Genomic DNA, 17,496 nt, shown 5'->3' with positions numbered 1-17,496 from the left:
CCCGCGCCGCCCGGCCCGCGCCCGGTGCCGGCGCCGCCGTCCGCGCGGCCGGCACCGCCCCGCCCGGCGCCGCCCCCTCGTCCGGCACCGCCGGCGGCGGCACGTCCCGAACCCGTACCGCCGCCGCCTGCCGCCGAGGCGGCGGGGCACGCCACCGTCGCGCAGGCGAGCTCGGATCCGGGCCGCTGGGGCCGAGTGGACGCCGAAGGCACCATCTACGTGCGCACGGCCGACGGCGAGCGCGTCGTCGGGTCCTGGCAGGCGGGTGAGCCCGAGGAGGGGCTCGCCCACTTCGCCCGCCGCTTCGACGACATGCTCACCGAGGTCGAGCTGCTCGCCACCCGGCTCGCGGCGGGCGGCGGCGACCCGAAGCACACGTTGAGCAGCGCGAAGAGCATCCGGGACGGGCTGGACGAGGCCACCGTCGTCGGCGACCTGGTGGGCCTGCGCGCCCGCCTCGACGAGCTCGTAGCCGAGGCGGAGGCCGCCGTCGGCGCCGCCCGGTCGGCCCGTGACGCGCAGCGCAGCGCCGCGATCGCCCGCAAGGAGGCCCTCGCCGCCGAGGCCGAGACGCTCGCTGCGGAGGCCACGCAGTGGAAGCAGGCGGGCGACCGGTTCAAGTCGATCCTCGACGAGTGGCGCACCATCCGCGGCATCGACCGCAAGACCGACGAGCTGCTGTGGAAGCGGTTCTCGAAGGCGCGCGAGTCGTTCAACCGGCGCCGCGGCTCCCACTTCGCCGACCTCGATCGCCAGCGCGCGGCGGCCAAGGCCCGCAAGGAGGAGCTGGCGCTGGAGGCGGAGAAGCTCGCCGACTCCGACGACTGGGGGCCCACCGCCGCGCGGTTCCGCGATCTGATGGCCGAGTGGAAGGCGGCCGGGCGCGCGCAGAAGGAGGCCGACGACGCGCTGTGGCAGCGGTTCCGCACCGCTCAGGACGCCTTCTTCGCGCGCCGGTCCGACACGTTCGCGGAGCGCGACGCCGAGTTCGCGGCCAACGCGGACGCCAAGAAGGCGCTGCTCGTGGAGGCCGAGAAGATCGACACCTCCGACCCGGCGGCCGCGCGGGCGGCGCTGCGTTCGATCCAGGAGCGCTGGGAGGAGATCGGCAAGGTCCCCCGCGACGAGATCCGCACGCTCGAGGCCCGCCTCCGCGCGATCGAGGAGAAGGTCCGCGAGGCGGCCGACCGGCAGTGGCGCCGCACCGACCCGGAGGCCGAGGCGCGCGTGGCGCAGTTCCGCGAGCGGGTGGCCCAGTTCGAGGCCCAGGCCGAGAAGGCGCGGGCGGCGGGCGACACCCGCCGCGCCGAGCAGGCCATGAGCCAGGCCGACCAGTGGCGGGAGTGGCTGGCGACGGCGGAGCAGGCGGTCCAGCACCGCTGAGCGGGGGCACCGCCGGCTCGCACACCGACACGCGCGCCCGCACACGAACTGCAGTTGCTGTGCCGGCGCCGCTGTTGGTGTGCGAGCGGACGCGGGCCGGGCCTCAGCGGCGCGTTGCGATCCGCACCCAGGTGGCCGCGAGCACCAGCACGGCGAGCACCGCCAGCACGAGGCCGAACCCCGCCCCGGTGCCGCCACCGGGCACCGCGACCTGCCGCGACCAGATCGCCCACACCCCCGTCACCACGGAGAACCCGCAACCGACCGCGGCGAGCCAGGCCAGGCCGAACCAGCGCACGGCGAGGGCGAGCGCGGAGCAGACCAGGCCGAACACCAGCGACGTTCCGGCGAAGAGCGGCGGGAGCAGGCCCAGCGCGGCGAGACCTGCGAGCACCTCCCAGCCGCGCACCGCGCCGGTCCACGGCAGCATCAACGAGCCGATCAGCACGAGCATCGCCACCGAGACCACGAGGGCCGACGGGCCGGGGTCGATGCGGTGTTCCGCGCGCCGCTGCGCGCGGCGCAGCTCGGCGTCGAGCGCGGCGAGCTCCTCGGGCACCTTGCGTTCGTCTCCTTCGTCGCTCACGCGTGCGCTCCGCAGGCGGGCGTGGCCGCCGCGGGCGGGGCAGGGGGCGCGCCGAAGCCGGGCAGACCGAGACCGGTGGCGGCACCACCGGGACGGGTGCCGGACTCGTGGACGTCGCCCGCCCGCGTGCGCCGGTGGGACCGGACCGGGCCGTCGGCCACCAGGTGGTGCGGCGCGCCGTACCCGACCGCCACCTCCACCACGTCGCCGGGCCGGATGGGCAGGTCGCCGGGGGCGAAGTGCACGAGCCGCCCGTCGCGGGCGCGGCCGCTCATCCGGCGGGTGGCGCCGTCCTTGCGGCCCTCCCCCGTCGACACGAGCACCTCGACGACCCGGCCCTCCAGTGCGCGGTTCTGCTGCCAGGAGATCTCCTCCTGCAGCGCGACGAGCCGCTCGTAGCGTTCCTGGACGACGGCCTTGGGCACCTGGTCGGGCAGCGTCGCGGCCGGGGTGCCGGGGCGCGGCGAGTACTGGAACGTGAACGCCTGCGCGAACCGGGCCTTCTCGACCACGTCGAGCGTGGCCCGGAAGTCCTCCTCCGTCTCGCCGGGGAACCCGACGATGATGTCGGTGGAGATCGCCGCGTCGGGCAGCGACGCGCGCACCTCGTCGAGGATCCCGAGGAACCGTTCTGAGCGGTACGAGCGGCGCATCCGGCGCAGGACGTCGTCGGAGCCGGACTGCAGCGGCATGTGCAGCTGGGGGCAGACGTTCGGCGTCTCGGCCATCGCGGCGATCACGTCGGAGGTGAAGTCGCGCGGATGCGGCGAGGTGAACCGCACCCGTTCGAGCCCGTCGACGTCGCCGCAGGCCCGCAGCAGCTTCGCGAACGCGCCGCGGTCGCCGAACTCGACGCCGTAGGAGTTGACGTTCTGCCCGAGCAGCGTCACCTCGAGCACGCCGTCGGCGGCCAACGCCTGCACCTCGGCGAGCACGTCGCCGGGCCTGCGGTCGCGCTCCTTGCCGCGCAGCGACGGGACGATGCAGAAGGTGCAGGTGTTGTTGCACCCCACGGAGACCGACACCCAGCCCGCGTAGGCCGACTCGCGGCGCGCGGGCAGCGTGGAGGGGAAGACCTCGAGGGACTCGGCGATCTCCACCTGGGCGGCCTGGTTGTGCCGGGCCCGCTCCAGCAGCACCGGCAGCGCGTGCACGTTGTGGGTGCCGAACACGACGTCCACCCACGGGGCCTTCCGCACGATCGCGTCGCGGTCCTTCTGCGCGAGGCAGCCCCCCACGGCGATCTGCATGCCGGGCCGCTCGGCCTTGACCGGCCGCAGGTGCCCGAGGTTGCCGTAGAGCCGGTTGTCGGCGTTCTCGCGGACCGCACAGGTGTTGAACACGACGACGTCGGCGTCCTCGGAACCGGATCGCTCGTAGCCCGCTGCCTCGAGCAGCCCGGCCATCCGCTCGGAGTCGTGCACGTTCATCTGACACCCGTAGGTGCGGATGGTGTAGCTGCGGGTCACGCCCCCTCCTCGCTGCGCTCGTCAGGGCCGCGCCCCAGGGTGCTGCGCTTGATGGCGGCCTCGCGAGCTCGGCCGCGCCCGTTCAGCGTAGGCCGTGACCGCCCGGTCGACCGCACCGGCCGGGCACGGCAGGATGCGCGCATGGTGGAGCGCCGCACGGTCCTGCGGGGCCTGCTGTCCGGCGCCGCCGCACTCGGACTGCTCGCAGCGGCGGGCTGTTCGTCGCGGTTCACGGGCGTCCGGCTCACCCTCGCGACCGGCGGCACGCAGGGCGTCTACTACAACCTCGGCAACGCGCTCGCCGACGCGTGGCAGGCCCGCCTGGAGCTCGACGCCCGCCCGGCTGTGCTGTCCACGGCGGGGTCGGTGGACAACCTGGACCGGCTCGCCGCCCGCGCGGCCGACGTGGTGTTCAGCCAGGTCGACACCGCGGCCGACCAGCTCCCCAGCGTGGCCGCGGACGACCCGCGGGCGCTGCGGGCCCTCGCCCGCATCTACGACGACGTCGTGCACGTCGTCGTGCCCGCCTCGTCGCCCGCCACGACGCTCGCCGACCTGCGCGGCGCCCGCGTGTCGGTCGGCGCGCCCGACTCCGGGGTGCAGGTCATCGCCGAACGGCTGCTGGCCGTGGCCGGGCTCTCCCCCGCCACCGATTTCCAGGCGGTGCGGCTCGGGATCAACGACTCGGTCGACGCCGTGGCGCGGGGCGAGATCGACGCGTTCTTCTGGTCGGGGGGCCTGCCCACGCGGGGTGTCACGACGCTCGCGGAGGCGATGCCGATCCGCCTGCTCAACCTCGACGACCTGATCACGCCGGTGCGGGCCGCGTACCCGGAGTACGCCGCGGGCACCGTGCCCGCGCAGAGCTACGGCATCCCCGACCCGATCACCACGCTGCTCGTGCGCAACTTCCTGATCGTGCGGGCGGAGATGCCGGACGAGGTGGCGAACGCGCTGGTCGCCGGCCTGTTCGCCGCCCAGGAGCAGCTGGCTGCCGTGAGCCCGGCGGCGCTCACGATCGACCTGCGGGCCGCCATCGGGACGCATCCGGTGCCGCTGCACCCGGGCGCCGAGCGGTTCTTCCGGGACGAGAAGGACCCGTGACCTACAGCTGCGCGCGCAGCGCCGCCAGCTCGGCGGCCGCGCGGCTGATCATGCCGCGGAACAGGTCCTCGCCGTGGTCGTTCACCGGGGCCAGGTGGCCGACCAGCTCGAGCATCACGAGCCCGTGCATCTGGGCGCGCAGCTCGTAGAACAGGGCCAGCGCGCCGGGCGGCAACGGCACCCGGGTCGCATCGGCCCCGGCGAGCCGCTCGGCTCCCGGCTGCAGGGGCACGCCGGCGAGCTGCTCTGCGCTCCACCCGTCGAACACCACGTCGAGGAACGGCTCGGCCAGGCTCGCCGCCGCGCCGGTCACCTCCTCCCGCGAGGGCGGCTCGTACCCAGGCACCGGGGTGCCGTAGAGCAGCAGGAACGCCGGGCGGTTGGCCAGGGCCCAGCGGCGGTAGGCGTTGGAGGCCGCGAAGAGCCGCTCGGCCTGCGGGCGGCCGCGGCTGGCGTCAGCGGCCTCGGCGACCGCGGCCGCCAGCGCCCGGTGCCCGTCGATCACCAACGCGGTGAGCAGCTCGTCGCGGCTGTCGAAGTAGTGGTAGAGCGACTGCACCGTCATCCCGACCGCCCGCGCGACGGCGCGCAGCGACAGGCCGCCTGGACCGCCCTCGGCCAGCTGCACCAGCGCGGCGGCCTTGATCTCCTGCACGGTCTCGGCCCGCCGCCGCTCCCGCACCGAACCTTCGACTGGCACCGACAGTTCTCCTTGACACTGTTAGGCAGCGTGCCGATACTGACATCGCTCACAGAGACTAACACTGTCAGGCAGGAGCGGTGATGGACCCGGTTCTCACGGACGCCCGGCGCGGACATCCCGGCCTCTACGGGTTGGCGGTCGCGATGGCGGCCAGCTCCGTCGTGACGGCGGTTCTCGCCGTGGTCGACGAGCGCGAGCTGCTCGGCGCCCCGCTGTGGTTCAAGCCGCTGAAGTTCTCGCTCTCGATCATGCTGTACAGCGCGGCACTGGCGTGGATGCTCTCCCGGCTGCCGGGACGGAGCATGCGGCGCACGGGCTGGTTCATCGCCGTTGCGCTCGTTCTCGAGCAGCTGATCATCGTGGGGCAGGCGGCCCGCGGCGTGCGGAGCCACTTCAACGAAGACAGCCCATTCGACGTCGCGCTCTTCGCGATCATGGGAGCGACGATCGTCCTGGTGTACCTGGCGACCGTCGCGATCGCGCTGCGGTTCCTGCGCGAGCGCGGCGGCGACCGCGTGACGGCCTCGGCGGTGCGGCTCGCGCTGCTCGTCGGGCTGGTCGGCATGTCCGTCGGGTTCCTCCTCGTCGCGAACGGCGGCCACGCCGTGGGCGTGCCGGACGGCGGACCCGGCATCCCCCTCGTCGGCTGGAGCACCACCGCCGGCGACCTGCGGATCGGCCACTTCGTCGGCATGCACGCCCTGCAGGTGCTCCCGCTGCTCGCGGCCGGGCTGGCCGCGGTGGGCCGGGACCGCCTCGACGAGACCGCGCGCGTCCGCATCGTGCAGGTCGCGGCCGCCGCTTACGCCGGGTTCGTCGTGCTGGTCACCTGGCAGGCGCTGCGCGGGCAGCCGTTGCTCGCGCCCGACGCCGTCACGCTCGCCGCCCTCGGCGCGCTGCTGCTGGGCACCGGCGGGGCGCTCGCCGGTGTGCTGCGCCGCCTACCCGTCCCCGCCACCGCCTGAGGCGATGGTGGATCACCAGCTGGCCCGGGTGCGCGGTACCCCCCGACCGCCGGTTGCAGCAAGGCGGCCTCACTGCGGCCCAGCTGCAGCAAGGCCGCCTTGCTGCAACTCGGGGTCCTCGCCGTCGGCCTCCTCGGCAGGTCGGGGGAACCGCGCCACCACCTGCAACCCGCCACCCGACGGCAGCTCGAGCACCAGCTCGCCCCCGGCCACCTCGAGCGTGCGGGAGGCGATGGCGAGCCCGAGACCGGAGCCCTCGGTGTTGCTCTGGCCCGGGCTGCGCCAGAACCGCCCGGTGGCGCGCTCGAGCTCCTCGGGGGCCATCCCGGGCCCGGTGTCGCGCACCGCGATCTCCACCCGCCCGTCGACGGAGGCGGTGCGCACGGTGACCTCGCTGCCCGGAGGCGCGAACTTGACCGCGTTGTCCAGCACGGCGTCGAGCACGGTCTCGATCGCCCCCTCCGGTGCCAGCACCTGCAGGCCGGTCGCGCCACGGCGCACCAGCCGGAGGTCCATGTGCTCGGCGAGCGGGCGCCACGCGTCGAGGCGGTCCTCCACGCCGGCGTCGACGTCCGCGACGACGGGGGGCGTGGTGCGCTCGGCCCTCGCGAGCGCCAGCAGCCCGTCGAGCAGCATGGACAGGCGCTCGGCCTCCTCGAGCGCGGCCGCGTGGTCCTCGGCGGCCGCGGAGTCGACGTGCCCGTCGAGGTTGGACAGGCGCAGGCACAGCGCCGTGAGCGGGTTGCGCAGCTGGTGGCTCGCATCCGCGACGAACGCGCGCTGGGCGCCGTAGGCGTGCGCCACGGTCTCGGCCATCCGGTCGAACGAGACCGACAGACGCCGCAGCTCCGGGGGCCCCGACCCGTCGGCCACCGGTTCCGGATCGGCCCCGGCCAGCACGGCGGCGGCGACCCGGTCGGTGCCCTCGTCGAGGCGCCGGACCGGGCGCAGGATCCAGCGGACGATGGGCAGCGCGACGACCACGCCCAGCGCCAGCGCGGCCAGGCCGGCCGCGACCACGAGCGACCACACCCGCAGCTCCTCGGCGCGCAGCGTGTCGGTCGGCGAGATCGTGACGGCCACGCCGCGCACCTCGGTGTCCACCAGCACCGGTTCGGCGAGCACGAGCGGGCGCTCGTCCCACGGCAGGAGCAGCGGGTAGACCTCGGAGCGGCGGTTGGCGAGGGCGAGCTCCACCCGTTCCCGCGCGTCCGCGTCGAGGGCAGGCGGGGGCTGCCGCGAGGCCGCCAGCAGCGCACCGTCCTCGTCGAGCACGAGGACGGCGACCCCGTAGACCTCGTCGTAGCGTTCGAGCTCGTCCGCGAGCCCAGTCGTGTCGGCCTGCCTGATGGGCCGCTCGGCGACCGAGGCGTAGAAGATCGTGTCCGTGAGGCGGTCGGTGAACATCGCGAGCTGGCGGGCCTGGGCGTAGGACAGCGCCAGCGGCACGCCGAGCCCGGCGGCGAGCAGCCCCACGAGGAACAGCACGATCACCAGCAGGCGTGCGGCCATCGCTACTCCTGGTCCGCGGCGGCGGCCAGGCCGCCGAGGCGGTACCCCACGCCGCGGACCGTCTGCACGTACTCCGGGTTGCCGAGCTTGGTCCGCAGCGTGGCGACGTGCACGTCGAGCGTGCGGTTGGCGCCCGCCCACGACCGGCCCCACACCTCGGCGACGATCCGGCTGCGGGTGCACACCGCACCTCCCGCGGTCGCGAGGAGCGCGAGCACCTGGAACTCCTTGCGGGTCAGGCTGACCGGGCGGCCCGCGACGGTCACCTCGTGCGTGTGCAGGTCCACCCGCACGGCGCCGATCTCGACCACGTCCTCGGGCCCGGTCGGGGTCGCGAGCCTGCGGCGCCGGTACACCGCGTGCACGCGGGCCACGAGCTCCCCGATGTCGTAGGGCTTCACGAGGTAGTCGTCGGCACCGGAGTGCAGGCCGAGGATGCGGTCGTCCACCTCACCCCGCGCCGACACGACGATCACCGGCACGTCGCTGCGCTCCCGGATCGCCCGGCACACGTCGACCCCGTCGATGTCGGGCAGGCCGAGGTCGAGCAGCACGACGTCGACACCTCCCAGGTGGTCCGGAGCGGCCCGCCCCGTGGCGAGCCGGGTGGTGGTCATCCCGTGGCGGTGCAGGGCTGGACGCAACGCGGCGGCCACCCGGTCGTCGTCCTCGACCAGCAGGATGTGCACCACTCCCACCCTCCCCCAGTCCAAGAGCGTTATAGGAGCGCAACCCTATGGGTTGCTCAAGGTGCTGGACTGGACACATCGCCGCGCCCTAGCGTCCCGCCATGCCCGGAGGCCCTGCATGACCGACACTCCCATGATCCGGATGGCGTCCGTCGACAAGCACTTCGGCGAGCTGCACGTCCTGCGCGACATCAACCTGGAGGTCGCGACCGGCCAGGTCGTCGTGGTGCTCGGCCCGTCGGGGTCCGGCAAGTCCACGCTCTGCCGCACGATCAACCGCCTCGAGCCGATCGACAGCGGCACCATCGAGATCGACGGGCAGGCGCTGCCCGCGGAGGGCAAGGCCCTCGCCGCGCTGCGCGCCGACGTCGGAATGGTGTTCCAGAGCTTCAACCTCTTCGCGCACAAGACGATCCTCGAGAACGTCACGCTCGCCCCGCTGAAGGTCCGCAGGACCGACAAGGCCACCGCAGAGAAGGACGGCATGGCCCTGCTGGAGCGCGTCGGGATCGCCAACCAGCGCGACAAGTACCCGGCCCAGCTCTCCGGCGGCCAGCAGCAGCGGGCGGCGATCGCCCGCGCGCTCGCCATGAAGCCGAAGGTCATGCTGTTCGACGAGCCCACGTCGGCCCTGGACCCCGAGATGGTCCAGGAGGTCCTCGACGTGATGACCACGCTGGCCAAGGAGGGGATGACCATGCTCGTGGTCACCCACGAGATGGGCTTCGCGCGGCGCGCCGCCAACCGCGTCGTCTTCATGTCCGACGGCGAGATCGTCGAGGACGCGCCGCCCGACACGTTCTTCTCGAACCCGACATCCGAGCGCGCCAAGGACTTCCTCGGCAAGATCCTGACGCACTGATTCTTCCCCGATCGACTGGAGACGGAGTTCCCATGAAGTTGCGCACCCTCGCGGTGGGCCTGGTGGTCAGCGCGCTGGCACTCACCGCCTGCGGGCGGGAGGGCGCCCCGCCCGCCTCTCCCGCCGGCACGCCGGGCGGCGGCACCGCGGCCCCCGCGCTGAGCTACGAGGTCGCCCAGAACGTCTCGCTGCCCGACTCGCCGACGTTCCAGAAGATGCAGCAGCGCGGCCGCATCCAGATGGGCGTCAAGAACGACCAGCCGGGCCTGGGGCAGGTCGACCCGACCACCAACACCTACAGCGGCTTCGACGTCGAGATCGGCCGCCTCATCGCCGCGAAGCTGGGGTTCTCCCCCGACAAGATCGACTACGTGGTGGTGCAGTCCGCCGCCCGTGAGGACGCGCTGTCGCGCGGCGACGTCGACTACTACGTCGGCACGTACACGATCAACGACAACCGCAAGCAGCGCGTCGGCTTCGCGGGACCGTACTTCGTGGCCGGCCAGGACCTGCTCGTGCGCGCCGACGACACGTCGATCACCGGTCCACAGGCGCTGCAGGGCAAGACCGTCTGCTCGGTCACCGGGTCCACGCCGATCCAGCGCGTGCGCGAGCAGGGGCTCACCCAGAACATCGTCGAGTTCCAGACCTACACGCAGTGCGTCGACCAGCTCGTGCAGGGCCAGGTGGACGCCGTCACGACGGACGACGCGATCCTCAAGGGCTACGCCGCCCAGCGCCCCGACGAGCTCAAGGTCGTCGGCCAGACCTTCTCGAAGGAGCCGTACGGCATCGGCGTCGCGCTGGCCGACACCGCGCTGCGCAACAAGATCAACGACATCCTGGAGCAGGCCGAGAGCGACGGGACGTGGCAGAAGATCTACGACGCCACGCTCGGCCTCTCCGGCTCGCCGGCCTCGCCGCCCGCGGTCGAACGGTACTGAGCTGGTCCACGCTCCGGTGGCCCGTCCGGGCCACCGGAGCGTGAGGCTGCGCGCTGAGGGAGGGAGGCCCCATGGATGTCCTGCTGCAGAACCTCGACCTGTTCGGCGTGGGTTTCCTCGGCACGATCGAGCTGTTCGTCGTGGCCGGGATCGGCTCGCTGATCGGCGGCGGGATACTCGCCGCGATGCGGGTCAGCCCCGTCCCGTTCCTGCGTGCCGTCGGCACGGGCTACGTCAACGTCGTGCGGAACACCCCGCTCACCCTGGTGCTGTTCTTCTTCGCGTTCGCCTGGAACCGGCTCGGGATCATCCAGCTGCCGTTCTTCGCGCTCGCCTGCGCCGGGCTCATCGTCTACACCTCGGCGTTCGTCTGCGAGGTGCTGCGCTCCGGCGTGAACACCGTGCCCGTGGGGCAGGCCGAGGCGTCTCGCGCCCTCGGCTTCACGTTCGCCCTGACGCTCTCCCAGGTGATCATGCCCCAAGCCGTGCGCGCGGTGGTACCGCCGCTCGTCAGCGTCGAGATCGCCCTGCTCAAGAACACCACGATCGCGGCCGGTTTCTCGGTCGTCGAGGCGGGCTCGATCTTCCCGAGCCTGTCCGAGCGCGGCTACAGCGTGCTGGTCGGCGGCCTCTGGGTCGCGCTGGGCTTCGTGATCCTCGTCGTTCCGCTGACGCTGCTGCAGCGCAGCCTCGAGAACCGGTGGAGCGTGACGCGATGACCGCCGTCCTCTACGACATCCCGGGACCGAGGGCCCGCGCGCGCAACCGAACCCTCAGCGTCCTCGGCGTGACGGTGGTCATCGCCGTCGTCGCCTTCGTGCTGTACCGGCTGGCCGTCACTGGGCAGTTCGACGCGGACAAGTGGAACTTCATCACCTACGTGGCGATCCAGTACCTCCTGCTGGACGCCCTGGTCGCGACGCTCACGGCCTTCGCGCTGGCGGCGGTCCTCTCGCTGGTGGTGGGCGCGCTCTTCGCGGCGGCGCGGCTGTCCGACCACGCCTGGCTGCGCAATCCCGCCACGGTGGTCGTGGAGTTCTTCCGGGCGATCCCCGTCCTGGTGATGATCTTCTTCATCTACTTCGGGCTTCCCCCTGCCGGGATCAACATCTCGACCCTGTGGGCGGTCGTCATCGGGCTGACCCTCTACAACGGCTCGGTGCTCGCGGAGGTGTTCCGCGCGGGCGTGCTCTCGCTGCCCCGCGGGCAGAGCGAGGCGGCCTACGCGCTGGGTATGCGCAAGACCCAGGTGATGACGAACGTCCTGCTCCCGCAGGCCCTGCGGGCGATGCTGCCCACGATCATCAGCCAGCTGGTCGTGGTCCTCAAGGACTCGGCGCTCGGGTTCCTCATCGGCTACCCGGAGCTGCTGTTCGCGACCCGGACCCTGGGCTCGCAGCCGCAGTTCGACTTCCCGATCATCCCGGTCGCGATCGTCGTCGCGATCATCTACATCGCCATGTGCCTGCTGTTGTCGTGGCTGGCGAACACGCTGGAGAAACGCACCCGGCGGTCCAAGCGCGCGGCGCCGATGGGTGCCGCCGCCGACCGCGAACCGCTGCCCAGCCTGACCGGCGAGTAGGAACCGGCGGACGAGTGCGTTAGCAATGGTGAATGCCCAGCTGTTTCTACCGGTCATCGAACGTCAAGGCTGAATCAAAGGCGCCCCTTCCCCAATTTTCCGGTGTTACTCTCGCCAGGCCCGACATCCAGGCGGTCGGCAACCGGGAATACTTCGGGGGAGAGTATGACCACGGTCCTTCGACGGTCCATCGGCGCAGTCGCAGCCATGCTCGGCGTGGGCGCGTGCCTGGCGATCGGCGCGCCCGGCACGGCGTACGCCGACACCGTCACCGGAAAGAGCTGCGGCGAGAAGCACGAGATGTCGCCGGAGTACTACGACATGTTCGGCAACGCCGCGCCCTGCACAGCGGATTTCGTCGCCTCCGCGCCGGGGACCGCTCGCATCACGATCGATGTGGTCTCCTCCCGCGGACACAACAGGGACGACCCGCACAACTGGTCTTTCGACCTCTTCACGTGCGAGGGTTCGGTACTCCCGTCCGAGCCGCCGCGCACCTTCACGTGCGATTTCGAAGCAGGGCCACACACGGTGTACGTCGACAAGAACGCCGGTGACAGATTCATCGATCTCAAGGTCGACTACTGACCTTCGATGACTCGTGGGGCCGCCCGGCGATGTCGGCAGACCATCCCGCTGGGCGGGTCCTACCCCAGGTTCTCGACGACGACCGGCTCGATGCCCTCCGCGGGCGGCAGCTCGAACCCCAGCACCTGGGCGTAGAACGAGAGCTCCGAGTCCAGGGCCCGGCGGATGTTCTCCGCCCGCCGGAACCCGTGCTGCTCGCCGTCGAACAGCAGGTACGCCACCGGGGTGCCGCGGGCGCGCAGCGCCTCGACGATCATCTCGCTCTGGTTGGGCGGCACGACCTCGTCCTCCGCCCCCTGCAGCACGATCAGGGGCCGCGTGAAGCGCTCCACGTGGTGGATCGGCGAGCGCTCGACGTAGACGTCGCGGGCCTTCGGGTACGGGCCGACCAGGCGGTCGAGGTAGCGGCTCTCGAACTTGTGGGTCTCGGCGGCGAGTGCCTCCAGGTCGGCGACCCCGAAGTGGTCGGCACCCGCCGCGAACGGGGTGTCGTCCCGGGCGAGGGCCGCGAGCGTGGTGAACCCGCCCGCGGAGCCGCCCCGGATGCACAGCCGCTCGCCGTCGACGCGCCCCTGCTCCGCGAGCCGCCGGGCGGCCGCGAGGCAGTCGGCCACGTCGATGACGCCCCACTCCCCCACCAGCTCCTGCCGGTAGGCGCGGCCGTACCCGGTGGAGCCGCCGTAGTTCACGTCGACGACGGCGAAGCCACGGCTCGTCCAGTACTGCACGCCGGTGCTCAGCACCGGCGTGGCGGCCCCGGTGGGCCCACCGTGGATCTGCACCAGCAGCGGCGGGAGCTCGCCATCGGGGCCGCACGATTCGGCCGACACCGGCGGGTAGAACTGCGCGTGCGCCCGCCGCGGCTCGCCGGAGCCGTCCACCGAGTCGAACGTGATGTGCTCGGGCACCGAGATCTGCGCCGGCTCCAGGCCGAGGTCCCGCGGCGGACGCAGGGTCTCGACCCCGGAGGTGGCCCCGTCGACGGCAAGGCCGACCCGGTGCACCCCGACCTCGGCGGTGGGGCTGCCCGCCACCACGACCACCGCGTCCGGGCCGGCCGCCCGCACGACCGCGATGGCCGAGAACGGCAGCTCCAGGTCGACGAGGGTGCCGTCGGTCTGCCGGACGGCGAGCCCGTCCCGGCCGTGGCGCCACCGCGCGAACACGATCCGGCCGTCGTCCAGCCGCACGTAGCGGGCCGAGCCGAACACCCAGGCCGGCTCGCCGATCTCGGCGTCGAGGCGCACGACCGGCACGATGTCGGCGCCCGGGGTCCAGCGGTAGAGGTTCCACCAGTCCGTGCGGTCGGACAGGAAGAGCAGCGACCCGTCCGGCTCGAACCGGGGTTCCAGCACCGACTCCCCCGGCCCGCCCGCCACCACCGTCTCCTCGCCGGACTCCAGGTCGCGCACGACGAGCTGCGTGTCGTCCCACGGCATCGACGGGTGGTCCCACTGCAGCCACGCCAGGGTGGTGCCGTCGGGGCTCAGCCGGGGCGCGGCCACGAAGTCCGGGCCGCTCACGAGCACCTCCGGCTCGGACGCGGAGTGCGCCGCCAGCCGGACGACCTCGTTGTGCACGTCCGCCGCCGTCGGCCCGGCGTGGCGCTCGCGCACGCAGACGATCGTGGCCCCGTCGGGTGCGACGTCCCCGTCGGCGTAGCGGTCCGCTCGCGGGCTCGCGGGCTCCGGCGTGAGCGCCTCGGGCTCCCCGCCGGGGGCCAACCGGTACAGCCGCTGGTCGGCCCAGTCGGTGAACCAGACGACGCCCTCGCGCACCCACCAGGCCGCGCCGCCGTACTCGTGCACCGCCGTGCGCGCGTTGCGCCCGTCCGGCAACAGGTCGGCGGTGGCGCCATCGGGGGTGCGCCGCACCAGCTGGATGCGGCCGCCCTCTGCGGGCCTGCCCTCGGCCCACACCACGTCGGTGCCGTCGACCCGCACCTCTCCCAGCCGCACCGCCGCGGCCGTGACCAGCTCGGACGTGATGGGGGTGGGCCACGATCCGTAGGGCCGCTCGGAGATCGTCACGCCGCCACGTTATCCGTCGGCGTAGCGTGGGCCGCAAGGGATTCCGAGCGAGAGGAAGCGCCGTGACCGAGCCGTCGCAGGAGCCGGTCGAGGCCGAGATCGTGCCGGAGCCCGCCCCACCCGCCCCGCCCGCTCCCGACTACGACGAGCGCGGCGTACCGAGCCTGGAGTACGTGCGCGACAAGATCGAGGGCCGCTACGCCACCTCGCTGGGGGCCACCGAGCTGGCCGAGGGCACCGCCGCCGGTCGGAGCGTGGAGGAGCAGGAGGCCGAGCGGGCGGCCGCGGCGAAGGCGAAGCTGGAGGAGCTGCGCCGGTCGCTCGGCTGACGGCCCGCGCCCACGGCGATCAGCGGCGGCGCGCCCGCCACGCCGTCCACAGCACCCCCAGCGCCTCGCGCAGCGCACGTGGCCGCACGACCGGTAGCACCCCGATCGCCCCGGACAGCCCGGGCCACCAGCGGACGGATCCGTCCCGGCGGATGGTGCCGAGGGCCGGTGTCCGGCAGGCCAGAACGGTGGTGGGCAGGGTGGGGTGCTGCCCGGCCAGCCGGGGGTCGCGGCAGGAGCGCACCGTGACGGGCACCCGGAGCAGGTCCGGAAGCTCCCGCGCGATCTGCGAGCAGCTCGGGCAGGCCACATCGGCGACGACCACGACAGCACGGATCACCGGGCGAGCATCGCAACCGCGAGCGAACCGACGCAGACCAGGGCGAGCATCGGCCGGACGACGCGCTCCGCGCGCGCCCACACGGCCGTCCACGACCCGTCGTCGCTCCACGCGTTCGACAGCAGCGGCATCGCGAGCCTGCCGAGCGCGAACCCGGCGGCGAGGGCGAACGCGGCCGGGAGCGGGACGACGAGCAGTACCGCCGCGAGCACGAGGTGCGGCAGCGCGGACGGCGAGTAGGTGCGCATCCCCGTGCCCATCTCGAACCCGAACTGCAGCGCTCCCCATCGGCGCAGGTACTGCACGTCCTCCGGCACGAGGCGCGCGTTCTGCGGGACGCGGAACCGCACGAGTCCGATCTCACGGAGCAACGCGGGCACGGTGACCAGCGCGAACAACGCGTACCGGGCGGCAGGGGGCAGCAGCGCCTGGGGCAGCGCCCCGACCGCGCCCGCCACGAACGCCACGAGCTCGGCGCCCAGCAACAGGCCGGCACCGAAGAAGCGGACCACGGGCTCGTCGCGCCAGACCGACGCGCTCAGCAGGAACGCCGAGTTGTGGCTTCAGGTGCTCCCGGAGTTGGCCAACCCGGCGGCGGCGCCGGCCACCAGCAGGAGCGCCACCCCACCCGCCGTCCCCGCGACCGGTGCCGCCACGACCAGCCCTGCCACGACCAGTGCGAGGGGCGCGGTGACCGGGTGCAGCAGCCAGCGGATCGTCACGCACTCACCCGCCCAGGACCGGGACCCCGGCGCCCTCGGGCAGCCGGCAGGCGGCGATCGTGATCCCGGTATAGGTGTCGCCGCTGGCGAACACGACGTCGGTGATCGCGTCGGAACAACGGTAGCCCTTCCACCGCCACGCGTTCTTCCCCTCGCACTCCGTGCTGAGCCGGGTGCTGTCCATCTCCTCGCCGTCGATCTCGTAGAAGCCTTCGCGGTGGTACCCGTTCGCGCAGGGGTAGCTGCCGCGTCGCCACCCGCCGTAGCACACGGCCGGTCCCTCGAACGGCCAGTTGTTGGCCTTCTCGGCGTAGGAAGCGGGTGCGCAGCTGGTGTGCTCGGCCCGGCTCGCGGACGCAGGCACCGCCGCCGCCGTCCGGCGGTCGAGGTACCAGTCGAGCGGCACGAGCGCCGCCGCCGCGGCGCCGATCACCAGGCCCCTCAGGACCGCGCGGCGGGACGGCCGGATCGACCGCAGCCGCCCCACCACCGCACTCGGGCGCGCGCCGGGAGCCGGGGCGGACGTCCGTGGGATGTCGTCGAGGCGGGGCTGTGCCGATGATCCGCCGAGCTCGCTCATGCCCGGCTCCCGGTGTGGAACAGGGCGGGGAGGTCGGTGTCGGCGTCGACGAACGTGCGCTGCACGATCACGCCCGTGGCGTCGAGCTGCAGCACGGTGGGCGCGTACCCCTCGAACAGCTCGGCGCGCGCGGCCGGGTCGGCGAGCCGCTCCGCCCCGGGGTGCGGGGTGAACGCGTCGGGCCGGTCGACGAGCGCGACGATGCGCACCCCGCTGTCCGGGACCGCCGTGAGCGCGTCCCACACGGCGTGGCAGAGCGCGCAGTCGGCGTCCAGCACCGCGACGAGACCGGACCGCCTGTCGGGACCGGGACGAACCGAGGGCGGCGCCGGCCGGCCGACGACCGCCCCGTACCCCGAGAGGCCGATCTCGCGGGAGGCCTCCAACCCGCGCACCCTCGCGTACACGGCGACGAGGGCCACGAGCGTGAACAGCGCGACGAGCAACGCCACGAGCGCCACAGCCATCTGCACCGTCATGTCTCAGCCCACCCACGTGGCGTCGAGAGCGGCGAGCGCGGTGAGCACCTGGTCGTCGGTCAGCGGGAGCGGTGGACGCCCGGACTCCGGGCCGTGCAGGACCAGGTCCATGGCGGCGCTCTCCCCCGCGAGCAGGTAGCGCCACTGGTGGACGGTGCCGCTGACCAGCGCCGAGGCCGCGTCGTCCAGGGGGCGGTCCGCGCGCCACAGCTCGCCGGCCGGCAGCCGCAGCCCCGCCCAGTCCGGGAGCATCGGCAGCGCGTCGACGGCCCGGCGCGCCACGAGCGTGGCGCGGTCGCCGCGTCCGATCAGCGACACTCCCGCCGGCCGCAGCAGCAGGTCGGACGCCGGGACGAGGGTGGCGCCCGCCGGGTCATCGGTGAACCGGAACGTCTCCAGGAGTGCGGCGAGGCCGGCGTCGGCCGGGGCGGGACCACCGAACCAGGTGGTGGCCTCGTGGTAGGGCCCGACGAGCACCAGCGCGGCGTCGGAGCGGTCGGCGGCCTCGAACAGCAGGGCGTCCGCACCGCGCAGTGCCACCCGCCGCTCGCGCGCCCCGGGCAGCACGTGCGCCGGGATCGCGCGGTGCTCGCCCCGCGGAGCCAGGAAGAACTGCCGGGCCGTCCGCG

21 protein-coding genes are annotated in these 17,496 nt (G+C 73.4%); 9 read left to right on the top strand and 12 right to left on the bottom strand.

Annotation, left to right across the window (positions count from 1 at the left end):
* The first annotated feature begins 24 nt into the window (after nt 1-24).
* A complete protein-coding gene (locus ABEA81_RS39755; RefSeq protein ID WP_345612840.1) occupies nt 25-1,383 on the top strand; it encodes a DUF349 domain-containing protein in 1,359 nt (452 codons plus the stop codon).
* Between the two features lie 103 nt (nt 1,384-1,486).
* Here ABEA81_RS39755 and ABEA81_RS39750 read toward each other — a convergent pair whose 3' ends face one another.
* Both ABEA81_RS39750 and miaB read right to left on the bottom strand, forming a co-directional pair.
* Entirely contained in the window at nt 1,487-1,969 is a 483-nt protein-coding gene (locus ABEA81_RS39750) for an Rv2732c family membrane protein (protein WP_345612835.1), read from the bottom strand.
* Nucleotides 1,966-3,438, bottom strand: coding sequence for a tRNA (N6-isopentenyl adenosine(37)-C2)-methylthiotransferase MiaB (gene miaB, locus ABEA81_RS39745; RefSeq protein WP_345612833.1), 1,473 nt, complete (start codon nt 3,436-3,438; stop codon nt 1,966-1,968). The genes ABEA81_RS39750 and miaB overlap by 4 nt, the downstream gene beginning before the upstream one ends.
* A gap of 141 nt (nt 3,439-3,579) precedes the next feature.
* Here miaB and ABEA81_RS39740 point away from each other — a divergent pair, with 141 nt between their 5' ends.
* Nucleotides 3,580-4,542 carry a TAXI family TRAP transporter solute-binding subunit gene (locus ABEA81_RS39740; RefSeq protein ID WP_345612831.1) on the top strand — a complete coding sequence of 321 codons (963 nt, stop codon included), beginning with the start codon at nt 3,580-3,582 and terminating at the stop codon, nt 4,540-4,542.
* A 1-nt stretch (nt 4,543) separates the two neighbouring features.
* On the opposite strand, the gene ABEA81_RS39735 is transcribed toward ABEA81_RS39740, so the two are convergent.
* Nucleotides 4,544-5,242 (bottom strand): TetR/AcrR family transcriptional regulator, encoded by a 699-nt coding sequence (locus ABEA81_RS39735; RefSeq protein WP_345612829.1) that lies wholly within the window; start codon nt 5,240-5,242, stop codon nt 4,544-4,546.
* A gap of 83 nt (nt 5,243-5,325) precedes the next feature.
* Here ABEA81_RS39735 and ABEA81_RS39730 point away from each other — a divergent pair, with 83 nt between their 5' ends.
* On the top strand, nt 5,326-6,210 hold the full coding sequence (locus ABEA81_RS39730) for a hypothetical protein (protein WP_345612827.1): 885 nt from the start codon (nt 5,326-5,328) through the stop codon (nt 6,208-6,210).
* A 69-nt stretch (nt 6,211-6,279) separates the two neighbouring features.
* Here ABEA81_RS39730 and ABEA81_RS39725 read toward each other — a convergent pair whose 3' ends face one another.
* Together ABEA81_RS39725 and ABEA81_RS39720 are read right to left on the bottom strand one after the other, a co-directional pair.
* Nucleotides 6,280-7,722: a sensor histidine kinase gene (locus tag ABEA81_RS39725; RefSeq protein ID WP_345612825.1), complete on the bottom strand. Its 1,443-nt coding sequence runs from the start codon at nt 7,720-7,722 to the stop codon at nt 6,280-6,282.
* A gap of 2 nt (nt 7,723-7,724) precedes the next feature.
* Nucleotides 7,725-8,411: a response regulator transcription factor gene (locus ABEA81_RS39720; protein WP_345612823.1), complete on the bottom strand. Its 687-nt coding sequence runs from the start codon at nt 8,409-8,411 to the stop codon at nt 7,725-7,727.
* A 133-nt stretch (nt 8,412-8,544) separates the two neighbouring features.
* Between ABEA81_RS39720 and ABEA81_RS39715 the strand changes: the two genes are divergently transcribed.
* The 5 genes from ABEA81_RS39715 to ABEA81_RS39695 all read left to right on the top strand — a co-directional run bounded on the left by ABEA81_RS39715 (nt 8,545) and on the right by ABEA81_RS39695 (nt 12,387).
* Complete coding sequence (locus ABEA81_RS39715; protein WP_345612838.1) at nt 8,545-9,273, top strand: amino acid ABC transporter ATP-binding protein; 729 nt, start codon at nt 8,545-8,547, stop codon at nt 9,271-9,273.
* Between the two features lie 32 nt (nt 9,274-9,305).
* Nucleotides 9,306-10,217 (top strand): glutamate ABC transporter substrate-binding protein, encoded by a 912-nt coding sequence (locus ABEA81_RS39710; RefSeq protein ID WP_345612821.1) that lies wholly within the window; start codon nt 9,306-9,308, stop codon nt 10,215-10,217.
* Nucleotides 10,218-10,288: 71 nt separating this feature from the next.
* Nucleotides 10,289-10,936, top strand: a complete 648-nt coding sequence (locus ABEA81_RS39705; RefSeq protein ID WP_345612819.1) for an amino acid ABC transporter permease — start codon at nt 10,289-10,291, stop codon at nt 10,934-10,936.
* Entirely contained in the window at nt 10,933-11,799 is an 867-nt protein-coding gene (locus ABEA81_RS39700; protein ID WP_345612818.1) for an amino acid ABC transporter permease, read from the top strand. Before ABEA81_RS39705 ends, ABEA81_RS39700 begins: the two co-directional genes overlap by 4 nt.
* A gap of 165 nt (nt 11,800-11,964) precedes the next feature.
* On the top strand, nt 11,965-12,387 hold the full coding sequence (locus ABEA81_RS39695; RefSeq protein ID WP_345612816.1) for a hypothetical protein: 423 nt from the start codon (nt 11,965-11,967) through the stop codon (nt 12,385-12,387).
* Between the two features lie 59 nt (nt 12,388-12,446).
* Here ABEA81_RS39695 and ABEA81_RS39690 read toward each other — a convergent pair whose 3' ends face one another.
* Nucleotides 12,447-14,417, bottom strand: coding sequence for a S9 family peptidase (locus tag ABEA81_RS39690; protein ID WP_345612814.1), 1,971 nt, complete (start codon nt 14,415-14,417; stop codon nt 12,447-12,449).
* Nucleotides 14,418-14,479: 62 nt separating this feature from the next.
* Between ABEA81_RS39690 and ABEA81_RS39685 the strand changes: the two genes are divergently transcribed.
* Nucleotides 14,480-14,746 carry a hypothetical protein gene (locus tag ABEA81_RS39685; RefSeq protein ID WP_345612812.1) on the top strand — a complete coding sequence of 89 codons (267 nt, stop codon included), beginning with the start codon at nt 14,480-14,482 and terminating at the stop codon, nt 14,744-14,746.
* Nucleotides 14,747-14,765: 19 nt separating this feature from the next.
* On the opposite strand, the gene ABEA81_RS39680 is transcribed toward ABEA81_RS39685, so the two are convergent.
* Genes ABEA81_RS39680 through ABEA81_RS39655 form a run of 6 tightly spaced genes read right to left on the bottom strand, consistent with a single transcriptional unit; the run spans nt 14,766 to nt 17,434 of the window.
* Nucleotides 14,766-15,086 (bottom strand): hypothetical protein, encoded by a 321-nt coding sequence (locus tag ABEA81_RS39680; protein WP_345612810.1) that lies wholly within the window; start codon nt 15,084-15,086, stop codon nt 14,766-14,768.
* A complete protein-coding gene (locus ABEA81_RS39675; protein ID WP_345612809.1) occupies nt 15,083-15,598 on the bottom strand; it encodes a hypothetical protein in 516 nt (171 codons plus the stop codon). The genes ABEA81_RS39680 and ABEA81_RS39675 overlap by 4 nt, the downstream gene beginning before the upstream one ends.
* A gap of 51 nt (nt 15,599-15,649) precedes the next feature.
* Complete coding sequence (locus ABEA81_RS39670; RefSeq protein WP_345612808.1) at nt 15,650-15,808, bottom strand: hypothetical protein; 159 nt, start codon at nt 15,806-15,808, stop codon at nt 15,650-15,652.
* A 4-nt stretch (nt 15,809-15,812) separates the two neighbouring features.
* Nucleotides 15,813-16,388: a hypothetical protein gene (locus ABEA81_RS39665; RefSeq protein WP_345612806.1), complete on the bottom strand. Its 576-nt coding sequence runs from the start codon at nt 16,386-16,388 to the stop codon at nt 15,813-15,815.
* Complete coding sequence (locus ABEA81_RS39660; RefSeq protein ID WP_345612804.1) at nt 16,385-16,867, bottom strand: hypothetical protein; 483 nt, start codon at nt 16,865-16,867, stop codon at nt 16,385-16,387. The genes ABEA81_RS39665 and ABEA81_RS39660 overlap by 4 nt, the downstream gene beginning before the upstream one ends.
* Before the next feature lie 3 nt (nt 16,868-16,870).
* The gene (locus ABEA81_RS39655) at nt 16,871-17,434 is read right to left on the bottom strand and encodes a hypothetical protein (RefSeq protein WP_345612802.1); all 564 of its coding nucleotides are present in this window, start codon (nt 17,432-17,434) and stop codon (nt 16,871-16,873) included.
* Nucleotides 17,435-17,496: the final 62 nt, after the last annotated feature.

Source organism: Pseudonocardia adelaidensis, assembly GCF_039543345.1.
Classification (GTDB): Bacteria; Actinomycetota; Actinomycetes; order Mycobacteriales; family Pseudonocardiaceae; genus Pseudonocardia; species Pseudonocardia adelaidensis.
Note: the sequence above shows the minus strand (reverse complement) of the source record. Positions and strands in the feature narration are given on the sequence as shown.

What these genes read in the sequence shown, in the direction of transcription:
- ABEA81_RS39740 (WP_345612831.1), top strand. Translation starts at nt 3,580, where the DNA reads ATGGTGGAGCGCCGCACGGTCCTGCGGGGCCTGCTGTCCGGCGCCGCC.
- ABEA81_RS39730 (WP_345612827.1), top strand. Translation starts at nt 5,326, where the DNA reads ATGGACCCGGTTCTCACGGACGCCCGGCGCGGACATCCCGGCCTCTAC.
- ABEA81_RS39725 (WP_345612825.1), bottom strand. Translation starts at nt 7,722, where the DNA reads ATGGCCGCACGCCTGCTGGTGATCGTGCTGTTCCTCGTGGGGCTGCTC.
- ABEA81_RS39715 (WP_345612838.1), top strand. Translation starts at nt 8,545, where the DNA reads ATGATCCGGATGGCGTCCGTCGACAAGCACTTCGGCGAGCTGCACGTC.
- ABEA81_RS39710 (WP_345612821.1), top strand. Translation starts at nt 9,306, where the DNA reads ATGAAGTTGCGCACCCTCGCGGTGGGCCTGGTGGTCAGCGCGCTGGCA.
- ABEA81_RS39705 (WP_345612819.1), top strand. Translation starts at nt 10,289, where the DNA reads ATGGATGTCCTGCTGCAGAACCTCGACCTGTTCGGCGTGGGTTTCCTC.
- ABEA81_RS39700 (WP_345612818.1), top strand. Translation starts at nt 10,933, where the DNA reads ATGACCGCCGTCCTCTACGACATCCCGGGACCGAGGGCCCGCGCGCGC.
- ABEA81_RS39695 (WP_345612816.1), top strand. Translation starts at nt 11,965, where the DNA reads ATGACCACGGTCCTTCGACGGTCCATCGGCGCAGTCGCAGCCATGCTC.
- ABEA81_RS39665 (WP_345612806.1), bottom strand. Translation starts at nt 16,388, where the DNA reads ATGAGCGAGCTCGGCGGATCATCGGCACAGCCCCGCCTCGACGACATC.
- ABEA81_RS39660 (WP_345612804.1), bottom strand. Translation starts at nt 16,867, where the DNA reads ATGACGGTGCAGATGGCTGTGGCGCTCGTGGCGTTGCTCGTCGCGCTG.